Raw genomic sequence first — 16,039 nt, 5'->3', positions numbered from 1 at the left:
ATCCACTCCGGACAGCTGCACAACCGGATCAACGCACTCTAAATCGTGAAGAGCCAGTAAAGGGTGGAAAGCGCCTACCTGCTGGTTACTATCTTCAAGCTACTCCAACTCACCGCCCTTATATTCGAGTTGCTGATATGCGGGTTGGCGGTGTTGATCAATCGGATATCAAGTACGTACCAGAGGGCGCAATTTCTCGTATATAGAATTATCGGATCTATAAAGACGACATCTTTATAAGCGTCGCAGGAACGCTGGGAATTGTTGGACGAGTCCCGATTTCTCTAGACGGTGCGAATCTTACGGAAAATGCAGATCGACTCACAAACATTAAATGCGATGTTGCGTATCTGATGTACGCCCTCCAAAGCAATCCTATTCAGGATGAAATTGATTCGATACGAACAGTCGGTGCTCAGCCCAAACTTGCGCTGAGCAGAATTCGATCGTTTGAAATCTTGATGCCATCTGATCAAGCGGAGCAATCGAGGGTATCGCGAGCTCTGTCCGATACTGATGACCTGATCGAATCTCTCGAACGCCTTATCTCAAAAAAGAAGGCGATCAAGCAGGGCATGATGCAGGAACTCCTCACTGGTCGTACTCGCCTGTCAGGCTTCACTGAGCCATGGACAAATATCGTCTTGGGTGACGTTGCACGATTCGGCAAAGGGTCTGGACTGCCGAAATCAGCACTAACTTCATCAGGATTCACTCCTTGCATCCACTACGGCGAACTCTTCACTCATTACGGTCCAGAGATTATTCACGTCACAAGTCGTACAAACCTGACTGACCGAATGGTAGTTTCAGAGGATTTTGATGTCTTAATGCCTACGTCTGACGTGACCCCTCGCGGCCTTGCGAAAGCGAGCTCAATTCACGAACGCGGAGTCGTGCTAGGCGGCGATATTATGATTATTCGACCCGATAAAGGTAGGGCACACGGACCATTCCTTGCACACGCAATCCGACATGATGCGAACCAAGTACTTCAGTTTGTACGTGGTTCAACCGTGTACCATCTCTACGCCGCTGATATGCAGAACTTCACGCTCGCTATCCCTTCAGTTGAGGAACAACGAGTCATCGCACAGGTGCTTCGAGATGCAGATTATGAGATTGACACTCTGCATCGGCGCCTTGAGTCCGCCCGCAACATCAAGCAGGGCATGATGCAGGAACTCCTCACTGGTCGTACTCGCCTACCCGTCGAGGAGGTTTCTTCATGAGTCTGGTTGGACAGCGTGAGCGTGCCACGCAGGATCGCGTCGTAGACATCCTGTCTAGACAGCTCGGGTATGAGTATGCCGGGGATTGGAAGGACCGGGCCAACTCCAACGTCGAGCAAGAGCTGTTGCGCCAGAATCTGCTGGCACGTGGCTACGAAGAGGACTTGGTACGGCGTGCTATCGAGCAACTTCGTAAGGTTGCTTCGCTGCCGGCGGGCGGTTCGCTTTACGAGGCCAACCGCAAGGTCTACAGCCTGCTGCGCTACGGAGTGAAGGTAAAGCGCAGCGCCTCGGAAAACTTCGAGACGATCTGGCTTATCGACTGGGACAACCCGGAAGCTAACCATTTCGTGGTGGCCGAAGAGGTCTCGATCAAGGGCAAGAACACCAAACGTCCAGATGTCGTGCTCTACGTCAACGGTATCGCTCTCGGCGTCATTGAACTCAAACGCTCCAAGGTCAGCGTTGGTGACGGCATTCGTCAGCATCTGGGCAATCAAAAAGCGGACTTCGTTCGTCCTTTCTTCACCACGGTCCAGCTACTGTTCGCTGGCAATGACGTCGAGGGGCTTCGCTACGGCGTGATCGAGACGCCAGAGAAGTACTGGCTGGAGTGGAAAGAGCCAAGCGAGGTTGAGAAACCTCTCGATCGTGGCCTGCTTCAGATGGCGAACAAGCAGCGCTTCCTTGAACTTATCCATGACTTCATCGTCTTCGATTCGGGCGTGAAGAAAACCGCCCGACACAACCAGTACTTCGGTGTCAAGGCTGCTCAGGAGCGTATCGCTCGCCGCGAAGGCGGCATCATTTGGCACACCCAAGGGTCAGGTAAGAGCTTGACGATGGTGTGGTTGGCGAAGTGGATCCGGGAGAACCAGCGCGAGGCCCGTGTCTTAGTGATCACCGACCGCACCGAACTCGATGAGCAGATCGAGAAGGTTTTTGCTGGCGTCGATGAGACCATCGAACGGTCGACGTCTGGAGCCGGCATGATCGGCATGCTCAACCGGAACCAGCCCTGGCTGATGTGCTCACTGGTGCATAAGTTCCGGGGTGATGACGAGAAGGATCAGGGCGACACGGAAGACTTCGTGCGTCAGCTCAAGAAGCCCCTGCTTGAGGGGTTTAGCCCGAAGGGTAATCTCTTTGTCTTTGTCGATGAGGCTCACCGCACCCAGAGCGGCAAGCTCCACAGTGCGATGAAAGAGTTGCTGCCGAACGCGATGTTCATCGGCTTTACCGGCACGCCTCTTCTTAAGAAGGACAAGGCCTCCAGTATTGAGACTTTCGGCTCCTACATCCACACCTACAAATTCGATGAAGCTGTTGAAGATGGCGTGGTTCTGGACCTTCGGTACGAGGCTCGAGACATCGAGCAGAAACTCACGAGTCCGGAGCGGGTCGATGAGTGGTTCCAAATCCACACCCAGGGCATGACCGATCTGACAAAGCACCAGCTGAAGAAACGGTGGGCAACGATCAAGGAGGTCGAGTCCGCTGAGCCGCGCGCTCGGAAGATCGCGGCAGACATTCTGATGGATATGGCTAGGATGCCTCGCCTGATGGATGGCCGAGGCAACGCTATGCTGGTGTGTTCGAGTGTCTACCAGGCCTGCAAGTTCTACGACATCTTCAGCCGCAGTGAACTCGCCGGCAAGGTCGCCATCGTGACGAGCTATGAGCCGAACGCATCCAAGATCTCCAAGGAAGACTCCGGGGCCGGCAAGAACGAGGAGATCGTCAAGTACGACATCTACCGTCGGATGCTCGCCGACTACTTCCAGACCGACGCCGACGATGCTGTCAAGCGGATTGACGAGTTTGAAAAGAGTGTCAAGGAGACGTTTATCAAGCATCCCGGCCAGATGCGGCTGCTTATTGTGGTCGATAAACTCCTGACCGGCTTTGATGCACCGAGTGCGACCTATCTCTACATCGATAAAAACATGCAGGATCACGGCCTCTTCCAGGCAATTTGTCGCGTGAACCGGCTCGATGGTGACGATAAAGAGTACGGCTATATCGTCGACTACCGAGATCTGTTCAAGTCCCTGGAGGATGCGGTTTCTGACTACACCTCTGAAGCCTTCGCAGACTACGACGAAGAAGATGTAGAAGGCCTGCTCAAGGATCGTATTGAGCAGGAGCGCCAAGACCTGGATGAATCTCTGGAGATGGTGCGAGCACTGTGCGAGCCAGTGTCTCCGCCGAAGGGCACGCTGCAGTACCAGCACTATTTCTGTGCGATGGAGAGCGGCAACGCTGAGCAGCTCAAGGCCAACGAACCTAAGCGTGTCGACCTATACAAGGGAGTGGCGAGCCTGGTTCGCGCCTACGCCAACCTAGCCAATCGAATGGCTGATGCCGGGTACTCCCAGAGCGAAGCGGAATCTATCAAGCAGCAGGTCAAGCACTTCGTCGATGTCCGCGACGAGGTGAAGCTCGGCGCTGGCGAGAATGTTGACCTCAAGCAGTTCGAGGCTGGCATGCGTGCGCTGCTTGATACCTACATCCAGGCGGACGCCTCACGAAACCTGGCGACCTTTGACCAGGGCCTCGTCCACCTCATCGTCGAGCACGGGGTCGGAGCCATCGAGAAACTCCCCGAGAGCATCCGCAAGGATCCAAAAGCGGCTGCCGAGACCATTGTCAACAACGTCCGTAAGACGATTGTTGATGAGCAGGCGATGAATCCGAAGTACTACGAGTCGATGTCGACGCTCCTGGACGCCTTGATCGAGCAGCGCCGTGAGGCCGTCATCGACTACCAGGAGTACCTCCTTAAATTGGTCGAGTTTACTCAGCGACTAGCCAAGGGAGAGTCGGAGCAGAAGTACCCGAAGTGGGCAGATAGTTCTGCCCGCCGCGCCCTGATCGACTTCGCATGGCCGGAGGGCATCGAAGTCGATGTCGAGCGGGTCTACCGCACGATCCAGCGCAACAAGGAGCATGGCTGGTCTGGAGATAAGACCAAGCAGAAGTCTTTGATGCGTACTCTCGCGCTCAACTTCCCTGGGCTCCTGCAACCTGCTGACATGAAGGAGCTTCTTAAGCTATTGGCGATGCATGATGAATTCCGCTAGTTCCTACCTCACTGTTTCTGGTTTCGATGTTGAGCTGGTCTACAAGGACATCAAGAACATGCACTTGTCGGTGTATCCGCCGATGGGTCGTGTTCGGGTAGCTGCGCCCGCTCGGTTAGATGAGGACACCATTCGTCGGGCTATCATACAACGCCTGCCATGGATCCGGCGGGAACGAAATCGTCTCCAGAACGCTAACCGGCAATCCAAGCGACAGATGGTCTCCGGGGAGAGCCACTATGTCTGGGGTAAGCGCTATCGTCTGGATGTTTCGAGGCATAGCGGGAACCCTAAGGTGGTCGTCTCAGGAGATATTCTCTGGCTCTATTCCCCGGAAGGATCGACGCCAGAGGATAGGTTTGGCATTCTCGATCGCTGGTACCGCCGGGAACTTAAGGCGGCGCTGCCGGCTCTGGTCGAGAAGTGGGAGTCTGCGATGGGTGTGAGAGCTAACCAGATTACGGTCAAGCGCATGAAAACTAAGTGGGGGTCCTGCAACCCAGATAGTCGGAACATCTGGTTCAACCCGGAGTTAGCGAAGAAGAACCCACGGAGCTTGGAGTATCTCGTAGTTCACGAACTAGCTCACTTAATCGAGCGAAGCCATAACGAGAAGTTCGTAGCCATCATGGATCGGTATTTACCGGACTGGACTGCGCGACGAGATGAACTTAACGATGCCCCTCTGGCGGCAGAAGATTGGAGCGGAAGCATTGGCGACTGAAAGCGACGCCGCCACAGCGATGTGGTTGGAGACGGTTCGAATCAAGGGATTCAGATCATGCGAGGACACGGAAGTAGCGCTTAGTCCTGGTCTCACCCTTCTGGTCGGAGAGAACAACGCGGGCAAGTCCAACATCATTGATGCCCTGCGTCTAGCAACGACTCCACTGAGTGGACGTCGGACGAGGTATTTCGAGGTTGACGACCCGTCGATCGGGTCCACCTCTAACCCGGATATCGAGCTTGTTTTCGCGGACGGAGACAGTTTCCAGCAGGCATTGTTCATCGGTGCGTTGGATCTCAAAACTAAGAAGATTCACCACCATGTCCGCTATTTTCCGCCGACTGATCAACACCCGCGCGGTCGGACCGAGCGCTTGGCAGGGCCGGTCGCCTCTCCAGACCCAGAATCGGAGGTTCGGTCGAAGATCAATCACGTTTACCTGGAGCCGCTACGCGACGCGAAGCGGGAGTTGGATTCCGGCAACGGTCGCCGCCTGGGGGCGGTTCTTCGCTACTTGCTCAATGAGGAAGACAAAGAGGCATTCTTGGAGGAGGCCCGTGCCGCTACCGATGGGCTTTCGGGCAGCAGAGCCGTTCAAGGGGTGAGCGAGAAGATTCAGGAGCATCTATCCTCGCTGACCGATGCCGTGCGTGGACAACAGGTGGCACTCGGATTCGAGCAGCCTTCCTTGGAGCATCTTGCCCGCGGTCTGCGTCTCAAGATGGCAGAACATGGAATAGATGTAACTGACCTTGCATCGTCTGGATTGGGCTACGCTAACCTCCTGTTCATGTCAACGGTTTTGCTCGAGCTGCAGGAGGCTAACCTGTCAGAGCTCACCCTCTTGCTAGTAGAGGAGCCGGAAGCGCACCTGCATCCACAACTCCAAGGTGTTTTGCTTGATTTTCTCCTTGAGCAAGCGGAGCAATCCGTTCAACAGGCCCAAGAAGGGCAGCCTGCCGGGCGGATTCAAGTCGTCGCGACGACACATTCTCCGAACCTGGCCAGTTCGGTTGGCCTGGAAAGAACCGTCGTCATCCGTCCGACTATGCGCGCCAATCGGAGTAACACGGCAGCGCTAGCTCTGAAACAGGTCAATTTTGACGATGAGAACGACCGAAGGAAAATCGACCAGTATTTGGACGTGACTCGGTCCGATCTGTTGTTTACCCAGCGGGTCATCCTTGTTGAGGGAATCTCTGAGGCGGTATTGCTCCCGGCGCTTGCGAAGCACTGCGTTTTTGATCGGACGGACAAAGAACAGGCCAAGCGGCTCCGGCGGTTTAACGCCACACCCATCGTCAACCTCGGTTCGGTGGACTTCCGTCCATACCTCAGGCTGCTCCTACACGACTTCGGTGAGGGGATGCGTCTCGCGGATAAGGTGATCGCGCTTACAGACGAGGACCCGCAGATCGGAGATGAGGAAACCAAGAGCATCAACAGATCTTCGGACCTTAAGAATATCGCCCGTGGCTGGGACGCTGACAGCATATTGAATGTGCAGACGTCGGACTTCACACTGGAGGCGAGTTTGCTAACTGGCTCGAGTGTAAATAACAGAGTTCTTAAGGAGGCATTCCGAAAACAGCACCCCCGCTCGATGGGGAAGTGGGAAGCCATCGAGGAGGCGTCTGAGCCGGCGCGGGAGATGTATCGGAGACTCCAAGCTAAGAAGGCTGCGGAGAATCTAGGTATCAGCAAGGGTCAGTTTGCTCACGACGTCGCAATTGCTATATCCAATCCAGGGGTGGACTTTGATTGCCCAGCTCAACTCAGAGCTGCGATCGAGGCCGCGGCCGAAGATTAGGGGCGTGGCATGAACATGGAATTTACATCGGCGCAGCGGTCGCTCATCGAGTCGGAGTCTGGAGGTTTCTTTGAGGCCTGCCCGGGTGCAGGGAAGACACAGACCATCGTTGAGCGGTTTGCAAGACGTGGTTCAGCAAGGTCTCGGCGGGGTGTCGCCTTGATTACCTTTACCAACGCTGCTGCAGAGGAAGCCCAGCGGAGGTGCACGCACAAACCCGAATTGCTCCAAGCTCCCAACTTCGTCGGAACGATTGACAGCTTTATCAATAGGTTTTTCGCGGCACCGTTCTACAAGGCGAAATTTAGACGCTCGCCTACTTTTTGGGAGTCGTGGAGCAGCCTAGACATCGCGACGGTGCAGGGTTTTAAAGGCCGTTCTATATCTCTAGATGAGTTTCGGTTCTTCAGAGGGCGTGCAGAACTCAGTCAACAAGCACGCCGGGGGCGATCACCGCAAGAATGCAAGTCGCTGGAGCAGCGGGCGTTTCAAAAGCTAAAAAGTCTTCTCAAGGCAGGACACCTGGATTCTGATACCGCACGGTTACTGGCTGAGGTTGAGATCGAGAAGCGCACCTACGGAATCGGAGATTTAGTTTCTGCTCGATTCGAGGAAGTCATCGTCGACGAAGTTCAAGATTGCAACTCCGCCGACCTGCTAATTCTGAATACGCTGCGAGATGCGGGAATCCGTCTTATAACCGTCGGAGATATTGACCAGTCCATCTACGAGTTTCGAGGCACGTTGGTCTCCGAAGTTCGCGATTTTGTCGAGTCGGGGAACCGCCAATCGCGTATCAACACCAACTTTCGCAGCTCTCCTGCTATCTGCAAGGTCGTGGATAGCTTGCGCGAGGGCTCGGGGACGGACATTGCTGGAGGTGTAGCTTCTAGCTGTGAAATCCCCGTACACCTCGTGGGCTATGGAAAAATCTCGGATATCGGTCCATCTGTAAAGTCAGTAATGAGCCAGTATCAAGAGCTATCTCAGCCGGTATTTCTTGCCTACAAAGGAGACGACGCGGCGCTTGCTGCTGGAGGCCGGGCGAAAGGAAGGCTGTCTTCAAGCAAGGTTGTGGTCCTTGCACGTTCATGCAACCAGCTCCTTAATCCCTCCTCAACGTCGGCGAAGCGAACCCGTGCACTTATTGATATCGGATTGTCGCTGCAGAGGCTGCACCCAGATAAAGTTCTAGCCAAGGCGAGCGAGGAGAAGTATCTCGCGAGTCTCGGGTTGACTAAGGGTGCATATCGCGAATTATGCCTGAGGTTTGCGGTGGCAGCAGGAGACCCAGCGGGGTTGCCTCCCAGCGCCTATAGGGAGAAGCTCGTAAAGGCAGTCGATCGGTTAGAAATCGACCTTAATCGTAAGAGCCTAAGGACACCTGCTTCCGAGGTTTGGATATGGGAGGAGGCGCCGTCCGCCGAGTATCAGTACGAACATTCAAATATTCACCAGTTCAAAGGAATGGAGACCGACTCTGTCACTTTGATCATTCCGCATGGCTGGCAAACGAGGAAGACCCTCCAAGAATGGCGTGAGGGGGTAGGATCTGAAGCAAGACGAGTCCTTTACGTCGGTGCATCAAGGGCCAAACGGCTTCTCATTCTTGCAGTGCACAACGAGCACTTGAGGGAGGTCAAGGAAATATTGGAGAGGGACAATGTTCCTCTTGCTCTAAGTTGACAAGAATGGGTTTCGCGCTGGTTCGATAGTGCGGGCAGCTTATGCTGGTATGGATTTAGTCATCATGAAGCAGCGATTAAGGAACTGGAGTAAACGAAATGGCGAACGATGAAGTTATCAAGAAGACTCGAACGCTGGATGTCGCTTTTGCCAAGGAGTTAGTTGCTGACGGTTTCACTAACGCGCTAATAGTCCAGCAACCGTTGGCTATTCGAACGGTCGATCGGCTACGTAGAGTTCATCCTGATAAATCTCCAGAGGAACTAATCAAATTTCTCAATAATACCTACCTGGCTACGGTGACTGCCACAGGAACAGCCGCAGGTGCGGCCGCAGTCATCCCGAACGGCGTAGTTCAGGTTCCAGTAGCAGCGGCCGACTTGGTCGCTTTCTTAGAAGCATCCGTCTTATATGTTCTGGCAGTCGCGGAAGTTTATGGCGTTGACGTTGAAGATATAGAACGTCGCAGGTTTTTACTGACGACCGTGCTTCTTGGAGATAGTGGCGCCAAAGCAGTTACTCAAAGTCTGGGCAAAAGGACCGTACCCTACTGGAGTAAGTCGATCATTAACAGCATCCCTATGAAGTCTATCAATGCTGCGAATAAGGTCTTGGGGCCGCGGTTTATCACCAAGTACGGCACAAAGCAGGGGGTGCTCGTTTTGGGTAAGCAGCTCCCGCTTGCTCTTGGTGTAGTAGTCGGGGCGGGCGGAAACGTAGTGTTTGGATATGGGATAGTTAAATCGACCAGGAAGCTCTTGCGGGCTGCGCCTGAGAATTGGGAGCATCTTGATAGCAATGGCCGCGAATCAGTTAATGTTGATGTAATCGAGGGTGAAGAAAACGCTACAGAAGAGCATGTGAGTATCGAACCGTAACGATTACTATTTCTGAGAAGGGTAATCCCTGAATATTGGTGAGTCGGCGCTTGCAACTGTCTTCGTCGTCAACTGCCGCATTCCAAACTCTGCTCCACGTGGCCCGCTCAAGCCGAAAATCTCCTGCGCGAATATAGAGCGGCACTAGGCAATCTTCGAACCCAGAACCCACGCTCCCGCCGTGCAGGCAAGCCCGCCTTCGGGGTTGCGGCGGGGTGGCGCTTGACCTTCTTGGTCGTATAAGTGTCACCCGCTATGCTCGCTTCGTGACGGTGATGTCGCCAAATTGGGCTAAACTGGCCTTGGACGATGCCTAGGTTTTCGGCCGAGATATTTATCTCATCAACCCCGGTAGATTGGCCTCTTTGAAGGACTCCGCGGCGCTTGACAGCACCTCGTATATGTTGCGCGATGAATGGCGTACCAAGTTGAAAGCCTTCCACCAGCAGGTGGAGGGCTTTCGTCATTCACCTTGCTCTTCACCTGCCAAACGTCAGACACCCCACCGGCGCTAGGTGTACACCTGTGGCCCTAACAGCCTGGGCCGTCTGACGTTGCGCAGAGGATGGGTGGCAGTCTGCCAAACGTCAGACACCCCACCGGCGCTAGGTGTGCACCTTTGGTCCTAACGGACTGGGCCGTCTGACGTTGCGCAGAGTCAACCCGGTGCACGTGCTCAGCTACGCTCAATGTCATGACCCTCTCACCCCGTCTCATGCGTGCGATGAACACCGCCGCCTACAACCACCGTGATCACGTGCGTAAGGGCTCGGATGTCCCTTATATCGCGCATCTCATGGCGGTGCATCATCTGGTTGCGCAGCACACTGATGATGAGGATGTCCTGATCGCGGCGCTCTTCCATGACACCCTGGAGGATGTGCCCGAGCATTATTCCGAGGCGGATATGCGCCGGGACTTCGGCGATCGGGTCACCGACATTGTCCTGCATCTGAGTAAGAACGAATCTCACGCCGACTGGCAGGAGCGTTCGAACGCTTATCTCGCGCACCTCGACAACGTTGCCCCAGATGAGGCCGTGCTCATCTCGTGCGCGGATAAGCTGCACAACCTCATGTCCATCCTGGAGGATCACGCCACCCTCGGTGATGGCCTGTGGGGTCGTTTCAATTCGGGGCGGGAGAAGCAGGAGTGGTGGTACGGGGAGGTGGGGCGGGTCGTCGAGAAGCGACTGCCCGGGCACCCGCTGGCCCAGCAGCTGAGGGAGCTGGCCGCCTCCTTCCCGAAGTAAGCGTAAGCTTCCATGCATGAGTCTGGAACCTGGGAACACCCCACTCGTGCGCCTCGAGCGCCTGTTTCCGCAGGCCCGCGTGTGGGCCAAGCTGGAAGGCTACAACCCTTCCGGTAGCGCGAAAGACCGCACCGCCCACGCCATTCTAATGGCCGCTGACCTGCAGCCCGGTGCTGTCATCGTCGAATCCAGTTCCGGCAACCTTGGGGTGGCCATGTCGCGGGAGGCGGTCCTCGGGGGCTGGACTTTCCATTGCGTCGTCGATCCGCGGGCGAATCGTTCGACGGTGGCCACGATGCGGGCTTACGGTGCGGTCGTCCATGAGGTCACCGCCCCTTGCCCGGAGACCGGTGACTGGCTGGCCGCCCGCCGGGCCCGGGTTGCGGAGTTGCTCACCGAACTTCCCGATGCTGTTTGTCTTGACCAGTACTCCAACCAGGCCGCTTTCACCGCGCATGACGAGGGCACCATGCGCGAGATCGTCGAGCAGCTCGGTCACGCCCCGGATCACCTGCTCGTCGCGGTGAGCACCACCGGCACTATCGGCGGTTGCCTGCGCCGCATCCAGCGGGAAGGCCTGAATACCGAGGTCACCGCCATCGACGCGGAAGGTTCAGTGCTTTTCGACGGCGCCCGCGGCACCCGACACCTCCCCGGCTTCGGCGCCGGCGTCGTGCCCGAACTGGCGGCCTCGGTCCACCCGGACCGGGTTCTGCGGATCACGGATAAGGACTCCGTCGCGGCCGCCCGTCGGCTGGCCCGCACCGAGGGCATTTTGTGTGGGGCTTCGGGTGGGGCGGTGGTGGCGGGCGTCGAGAAGCTCCTGCCGGAATTCAGCGGCGACATTGTCCTGGTGCTCCACGACGGCGGCACCAACTATATTGACACCATCTACAACGACGAGTGGGTGGAGGAAACCCTGTGACAACCGTGGCGATCATCGGCGGCGGCCCCCGCGGCCTGTGGGCGGCAGAAGAGCTCCTCGGCCTGGCTCGTGAACGCGGCGCGGCCATCGAGCTCCACATTTTCGACGGCGGCGGGCTCGACGCCTACGACACCGAGCAGCCGGATCAGTGGCTGATCAACGTCCGCGCCTCCGCGATCCACACCGGCCTGGGCTCCTTCGACGAGTGGCGCGGGGCCAGCGACCCGTTCCCGCCGCGCCGCCAGGTGGGGGAATTCCTCGCCGCCTCCTGGGATATCCTGCGCAGTCATATCCCTCCGCGGTGCACCCTCACCTGGCATGAGGGACACGTGGAGAAGCTGGAGCCGCGTGAGGACGGGTGGGCCGTCGGCGGACTGTTAGTCGATGAGGTCCTGCTGGCCACCGGCCACGCCGCCACCTGGCCCGGTTCCCTCGAACACGCCGACCTGCCCGTGCCCGTCGTCATGCCGTACCCAGCCGCTAACCTGCAGGCGATTGGCCCGGAGGACCGCGTCCTCGTGCGCGGCGCCGCGCTGACCTTCATCGACATCATCCGCGCCTGCGACCCAGCCGTGTTCATCCCGGTCACGCGCACGGGCCGACTCATGGAGGTCAAGCCCGAGTTCGACGGCGTCGAGGCCGGTGACATCATCGCCGCCGGGAACACCCTGCTTATTGACGCCCCCGACGCCCCCGCCCTCATTAACGCCCTCGCCGTCACCGCTCGGCGCCTACTGGAGCGGGCGGGACGCGCGGGCGATGTCGATGCCGTGCTGGCCGGCACCGACCGCGATGACCCGGATGCCGCGTGGGCCGTGGGCCTGGCGTGGCGCGAGTGTTACCCGGCTATCGTCGAGCGCGCCTCCTACGATGGCCGCGACAGCCTGGACGGTTTCGGTGATTTGACCCGCCGTCTGGAGCGCGTCGCCTTCGGCCCGCCGCCGGAGAGCATGGCCCACCTGGAGCAGCTCATCGAATCCGGCAAGGTTGATCTCAGCCATCTGGGCCGAGGTTCCGAGGATTTGGCCGACCTGGTCCGCGAGGTGGGTGCATCGGTCGTCGTTGATGCGGTCATCCCGCCGCCGGGGGTCGTCGACGGAACGCTCGAGGCCTGGCTGGTAGACGAAGGCCTGGCGCGGGTGCGTCCCGGCACCCGCGGGCTCGACGTCGCGCCCGACGGCACGGTCGTGGGACAGACGAACCTCGCTGCGGTGGGCCGTATGGCCGAGGACGTCGTCCTGGGCAATGACACTCTGTCCCGCACCCTCCATGACGTCATCCCGCGCTGGGCTCGCCGCATCGTGCCCGGGCCTGACCACGTCCACGGTATCCCGCCGCTGACCGCCCGCCTGGAGTCGTGGGCAGCCGAGCTCACCGCCGACCCCGCGCATGCGCGGCAGTTGCTGGCGGAGTTCGGTAGCCCAGTCAACGTGCTCGATCCCGGACCGATGCTGGCCAACGTCACCGAACTTGTCGACGCCGGTTCCTCTCTAGGCATCGACACCCGCATCTTCTTCGCCCGCAAGGCCAACAAGGGGCTGGTGTTCGTCGACACCGTCCGCGATGCCGGGCACGGCGTCGATGTCGCCAGCGAGCGTGAACTGGCCCAAGTCCTGGGCCGTGGCGTGCCCGGCGAGCGGATCATCCTCTCTGCAGCCATCAAGCCGGATTGCCTGCTGGAGCTGGCTATCGCCAACGGGGTGACCATTTCCGCCGACTCCCGCGCCGAGCTGGCCCGCATTTCGGCTCTGGCGGGGGAGCGCACCGCCCACGTCGCCCCGCGCGTGGCCCCCGACCCCGCCCTGCTCCCGCCCACCCGATTCGGCGAACGCGTCGAGCAGTGGGCGGAGATCGGGCAGGTCCCCGGCGTGGAGATCGTCGGCCTCCACGTCCACCTCCACGGTTATGCCGCTGCCGACCGCGCAGCCGCCCTGCGCGAGTGCTGCCGCCTCGTCGATCTGCTTGTCGACGCCGGCCACCGACCCTCCTTCATCGACCTCGGCGGTGGCGTCCCCATGAGTTACCTTGACGACGCCGCGCAGTGGCGCGACTACCACGCCGCCCGCGATGCCATGGTCGACGGTTACGCGCCGCCCTTCACCTGGAAGGCAGACCCGCTGAAGAACACCTATCCCTTCCACCAGACCCCGGTGCGCGGGGAGTGGCTGCGTGAGGTGCTGTCTGATGGTGTCGCCGAGCTGCTCCGCGAGCGCAACCTGCGCCTGCATCTCGAGCCGGGCCGCAGTCTGCTCGACGGGTGCGGCGTCATCCTGGCGGAGGTGGCCTTCGTGAAGGAGCGTTCCGATGGCCTGCCGCTGGTCGGCCTGGCGATGAACCGCACCCAGTGCCGCACCACCTCCGACGATTACCTCATCGACCCGCTCCTTCTCACCGACCGCACGACAGGGGAGGAGGTGGAGGCTTTCCTCGTCGGCGCGTACTGCATCGAGGACGAACTCATCCTGCGCCGCCGCATCCGCTTCCCATACGGGGTGGAGCCGGGCGATGTCATTGCCATCCCCAACGCGGCCGGATACTTCATGCACATCCTGGAAAGCGCCTCGCACCAGATCCCGCTGGCCAAGAACGTGGTCTACCCCGGCACCCTCGACGACATCGACCGCTAAGCCTCAGGATCATGACGAGGTTGCGTCGTGTCCTCATTGCCCTGGTCCTACGCGGACGCCCTCGCTGCCGGTCTCTCGCAGCCAGGGTGCGGCGCGGTGGTTGATCTGCGCGGGAACACCGACGGCGACATCGCCCCGATGCTGGCGGGCGTGTCCCCGCTTCTCGACGATGGCGTCGTCCTCCAGTTCGTCTCCCGCCACGGCACGAGCGACGTCCGGGTCGAGGGCACCACGGTCACTGAGCCCGGAGGTGCCACCACAACTACCGGCGGCCAGAACCCGCTTCCCGTCGCCCTCCTCACCGACGGTGAGACCGCCAGCGCCGCCGAGGCCGTGCTGCTGAGTTTTGCTGGCCTGGACCGGGCCATAAGTTTCGGTGCTCCCACGGCGGGCTACGCGTCCCAGAACACCGGCTTCGACATAAATGTCGGCGGCGTCATCATCACCACCGCATTGATGCGGGACCGCACGAGGCGGGAGCACGCCTATAATCCGATCGTCCCGGAGGTGGACACCGCCGATCCCCAAGCAGCGGCTCTTGACTGGCTGGCCGCCGCACACGGATGCTCGACATCATGATCATCCGTCCGGAAGTCCCCGCCGATCTCCCGTCGATTGCCGCTGTCACCGCCGCTGCTTTCGCCGCGGTCGAACGCTCCTCACAGACTGAATCCGCGATCATCGAGGCCCTCCGTGCCGCGGGGGCCTTGTCAGTGTCCCTCGTGGCAGTTGACAATGAGCAGGTCATCGGCCATGTCGCGGCCTCGCCAGTGCTTATCGACGCTCACCCCGGCCGCTTTTACGGCCTCGGCCCCCTGAGTGTCCTCCCGGAGCGTCAGGGGGAGGGGATCGGCTCGGTTCTGCTGCGCAGCGTGCTGGGGTACCTGGTGGATGCCGAAGTGATCGTGCTTCTCGGGGAACCGGACTTCTACTCACGTTTCGGTTTCGCACCCGTCGAAGGGTTGGTGTACCCGGACGTACCGCCGGAATATTTCCTCGCCCACGGGAATCCGCACCGGCGGGGTGTGGTCAGCTACCATCCCGCCTTCTTCGTCTAGAGCGAACGCGACAGCGCCTCGGCCGCATCCTTGAGGGCCGCGCCCCACTTCTTCGCGGGGTGCGGCCGCAGGCGTTCCGCGGGGCCGGACACCGACAGCACGGCCACGAATCGACCCGCAGGGGTGAACACCGGGGCAGACAGGGAGGCAAGGCCCACCTCGCGCTCGGCGACGGACTCGCTCACGCGCTCGGCGACGACCCGCTCCAAATCGGAGGGATCAAAGGTGACGTCGGGGAGGATGGTGTCGCGAAGCTGCGGCGAGCCGAAGGCGACGAACACCTTGGCGGCGGAGCCGGAGGTGAGCGCCAGCTGGGAGCCCACGGGGACGGTGTTCTGCAGTCCGACGGGTGGTTCCTGGGCGGCCACACATGTGCGGGAGGTGCCGGTGAGCTGGTAGAGCTGCACCGATTCGCCGGTGGCGTCGACGAGGGCTGACATGATGGGGCGGGCGGCGTCGAGAAGCTGATCGCGGCTGCCGGTACCCAGGGAGGTGAGCGCGGGGCCGATGGTCCAACGGCCGTCCTCACCGCGGGCGAGGATGCGGTGCGTTTCCAGGGCGGTGGCCAGGCGGTGGGCGGTGGCGCGCGGTAGTCCGGTGGTTTCACAGAGCTCGGTGAGTGAGAGCGGATGCGGGGCGACGGCCATCATGATGGCGACCGATCGATCCAGCACCTTGATGCCTGACACTGCGCTATACTGTCCCATACCACGATACTAACATCTCACCTTATGAGATTTTTACAGATGGAAAGGTGGCAT

General features: G+C 59.3%; 13 protein-coding genes. 12 read left to right on the top strand and 1 reads right to left on the bottom strand.

Annotation, left to right across the window (positions count from 1 at the left end):
• The 12 genes from Q4G50_RS03255 to Q4G50_RS03200 form a co-directional block, all read left to right on the top strand.
• Positions 1 to 206: hypothetical protein (locus tag Q4G50_RS03255; RefSeq protein ID WP_303376209.1), on the top strand; the 206-nt coding region annotated here is incomplete at its 5' end.
• Between the two features lie 147 nt (positions 207 to 353).
• Positions 354 to 1,232 (top strand): restriction endonuclease subunit S, encoded by an 879-nt coding sequence (locus Q4G50_RS03250; RefSeq protein ID WP_368660622.1) that lies wholly within the window; start codon positions 354 to 356, stop codon positions 1,230 to 1,232.
• Entirely contained in the window at positions 1,229 to 4,315 is a 3,087-nt protein-coding gene (locus tag Q4G50_RS03245) for a type I restriction endonuclease subunit R (protein ID WP_303376208.1), read from the top strand. Before Q4G50_RS03250 ends, Q4G50_RS03245 begins: the two co-directional genes overlap by 4 nt.
• Positions 4,299 to 5,039, top strand: a complete 741-nt coding sequence (locus Q4G50_RS03240) for a M48 family metallopeptidase (protein ID WP_303376207.1) — start codon at positions 4,299 to 4,301, stop codon at positions 5,037 to 5,039. Before Q4G50_RS03245 ends, Q4G50_RS03240 begins: the two co-directional genes overlap by 17 nt.
• Positions 4,993 to 6,852 (top strand): ATP-dependent endonuclease, encoded by a 1,860-nt coding sequence (locus Q4G50_RS03235; RefSeq protein WP_303376206.1) that lies wholly within the window; start codon positions 4,993 to 4,995, stop codon positions 6,850 to 6,852. Before Q4G50_RS03240 ends, Q4G50_RS03235 begins: the two co-directional genes overlap by 47 nt.
• 9 nt (positions 6,853 to 6,861) lie before the next feature.
• Positions 6,862 to 8,538 (top strand): UvrD-helicase domain-containing protein, encoded by a 1,677-nt coding sequence (locus tag Q4G50_RS03230; RefSeq protein WP_303376205.1) that lies wholly within the window; start codon positions 6,862 to 6,864, stop codon positions 8,536 to 8,538.
• Positions 8,539 to 8,636: 98 nt separating this feature from the next.
• Entirely contained in the window at positions 8,637 to 9,416 is a 780-nt protein-coding gene (locus Q4G50_RS03225) for a hypothetical protein (RefSeq protein WP_303376204.1), read from the top strand.
• Positions 9,417 to 10,110: 694 nt separating this feature from the next.
• Positions 10,111 to 10,668 carry an HD domain-containing protein gene (locus tag Q4G50_RS03220; protein WP_303376203.1) on the top strand — a complete coding sequence of 186 codons (558 nt, stop codon included), beginning with the start codon at positions 10,111 to 10,113 and terminating at the stop codon, positions 10,666 to 10,668.
• A gap of 16 nt (positions 10,669 to 10,684) precedes the next feature.
• On the top strand, positions 10,685 to 11,593 hold the full coding sequence (locus Q4G50_RS03215) for a pyridoxal-phosphate dependent enzyme (RefSeq protein ID WP_303376202.1): 909 nt from the start codon (positions 10,685 to 10,687) through the stop codon (positions 11,591 to 11,593).
• Positions 11,590 to 14,220 (top strand): FAD/NAD(P)-binding protein, encoded by a 2,631-nt coding sequence (locus Q4G50_RS03210; RefSeq protein ID WP_303376201.1) that lies wholly within the window; start codon positions 11,590 to 11,592, stop codon positions 14,218 to 14,220. Before Q4G50_RS03215 ends, Q4G50_RS03210 begins: the two co-directional genes overlap by 4 nt.
• Before the next feature lie 27 nt (positions 14,221 to 14,247).
• The gene (locus tag Q4G50_RS03205; protein ID WP_303376200.1) at positions 14,248 to 14,799 is read left to right on the top strand and encodes a S41 family peptidase; all 552 of its coding nucleotides are present in this window, start codon (positions 14,248 to 14,250) and stop codon (positions 14,797 to 14,799) included.
• The gene (locus Q4G50_RS03200) at positions 14,796 to 15,278 is read left to right on the top strand and encodes a GNAT family N-acetyltransferase (RefSeq protein WP_303376199.1); all 483 of its coding nucleotides are present in this window, start codon (positions 14,796 to 14,798) and stop codon (positions 15,276 to 15,278) included. The genes Q4G50_RS03205 and Q4G50_RS03200 overlap by 4 nt, the downstream gene beginning before the upstream one ends.
• On the opposite strand, the gene Q4G50_RS03195 is transcribed toward Q4G50_RS03200, so the two are convergent.
• On the bottom strand, positions 15,275 to 15,985 hold the full coding sequence (locus Q4G50_RS03195; RefSeq protein ID WP_303376198.1) for an IclR family transcriptional regulator: 711 nt from the start codon (positions 15,983 to 15,985) through the stop codon (positions 15,275 to 15,277). The genes Q4G50_RS03200 and Q4G50_RS03195 overlap by 4 nt on opposite strands.
• Positions 15,986 to 16,039: the final 54 nt, after the last annotated feature.

This window comes from Corynebacterium sp., from assembly GCF_030538285.1.
Taxonomy (GTDB): Bacteria; Actinomycetota; Actinomycetes; order Mycobacteriales; family Mycobacteriaceae; genus Corynebacterium.
The sequence above is the reverse complement of the archived record's forward strand: the minus strand, read 5'-3'. Positions and strand labels throughout refer to the sequence as shown.

Coding starts and splice junctions, on each gene's coding strand:
- Q4G50_RS03250 (WP_368660622.1), top strand. CDS start 354: ATGTACGCCCTCCAAAGCAATCCTATTCAGGATGAAATTGATTCGATA.
- Q4G50_RS03220 (WP_303376203.1), top strand. CDS start 10,111: ATGACCCTCTCACCCCGTCTCATGCGTGCGATGAACACCGCCGCCTAC.
- Q4G50_RS03195 (WP_303376198.1), bottom strand. CDS start 15,985: ATGGGACAGTATAGCGCAGTGTCAGGCATCAAGGTGCTGGATCGATCG.
- Q4G50_RS03235 (WP_303376206.1), top strand. CDS start 4,993: ATGCCCCTCTGGCGGCAGAAGATTGGAGCGGAAGCATTGGCGACTGAA.
- Q4G50_RS03215 (WP_303376202.1), top strand. CDS start 10,685: ATGAGTCTGGAACCTGGGAACACCCCACTCGTGCGCCTCGAGCGCCTG.
- Q4G50_RS03200 (WP_303376199.1), top strand. CDS start 14,796: ATGATCATCCGTCCGGAAGTCCCCGCCGATCTCCCGTCGATTGCCGCT.
- Q4G50_RS03240 (WP_303376207.1), top strand. CDS start 4,299: ATGATGAATTCCGCTAGTTCCTACCTCACTGTTTCTGGTTTCGATGTT.
- Q4G50_RS03225 (WP_303376204.1), top strand. CDS start 8,637: ATGGCGAACGATGAAGTTATCAAGAAGACTCGAACGCTGGATGTCGCT.
- Q4G50_RS03245 (WP_303376208.1), top strand. CDS start 1,229: ATGAGTCTGGTTGGACAGCGTGAGCGTGCCACGCAGGATCGCGTCGTA.
- Q4G50_RS03230 (WP_303376205.1), top strand. CDS start 6,862: ATGAACATGGAATTTACATCGGCGCAGCGGTCGCTCATCGAGTCGGAG.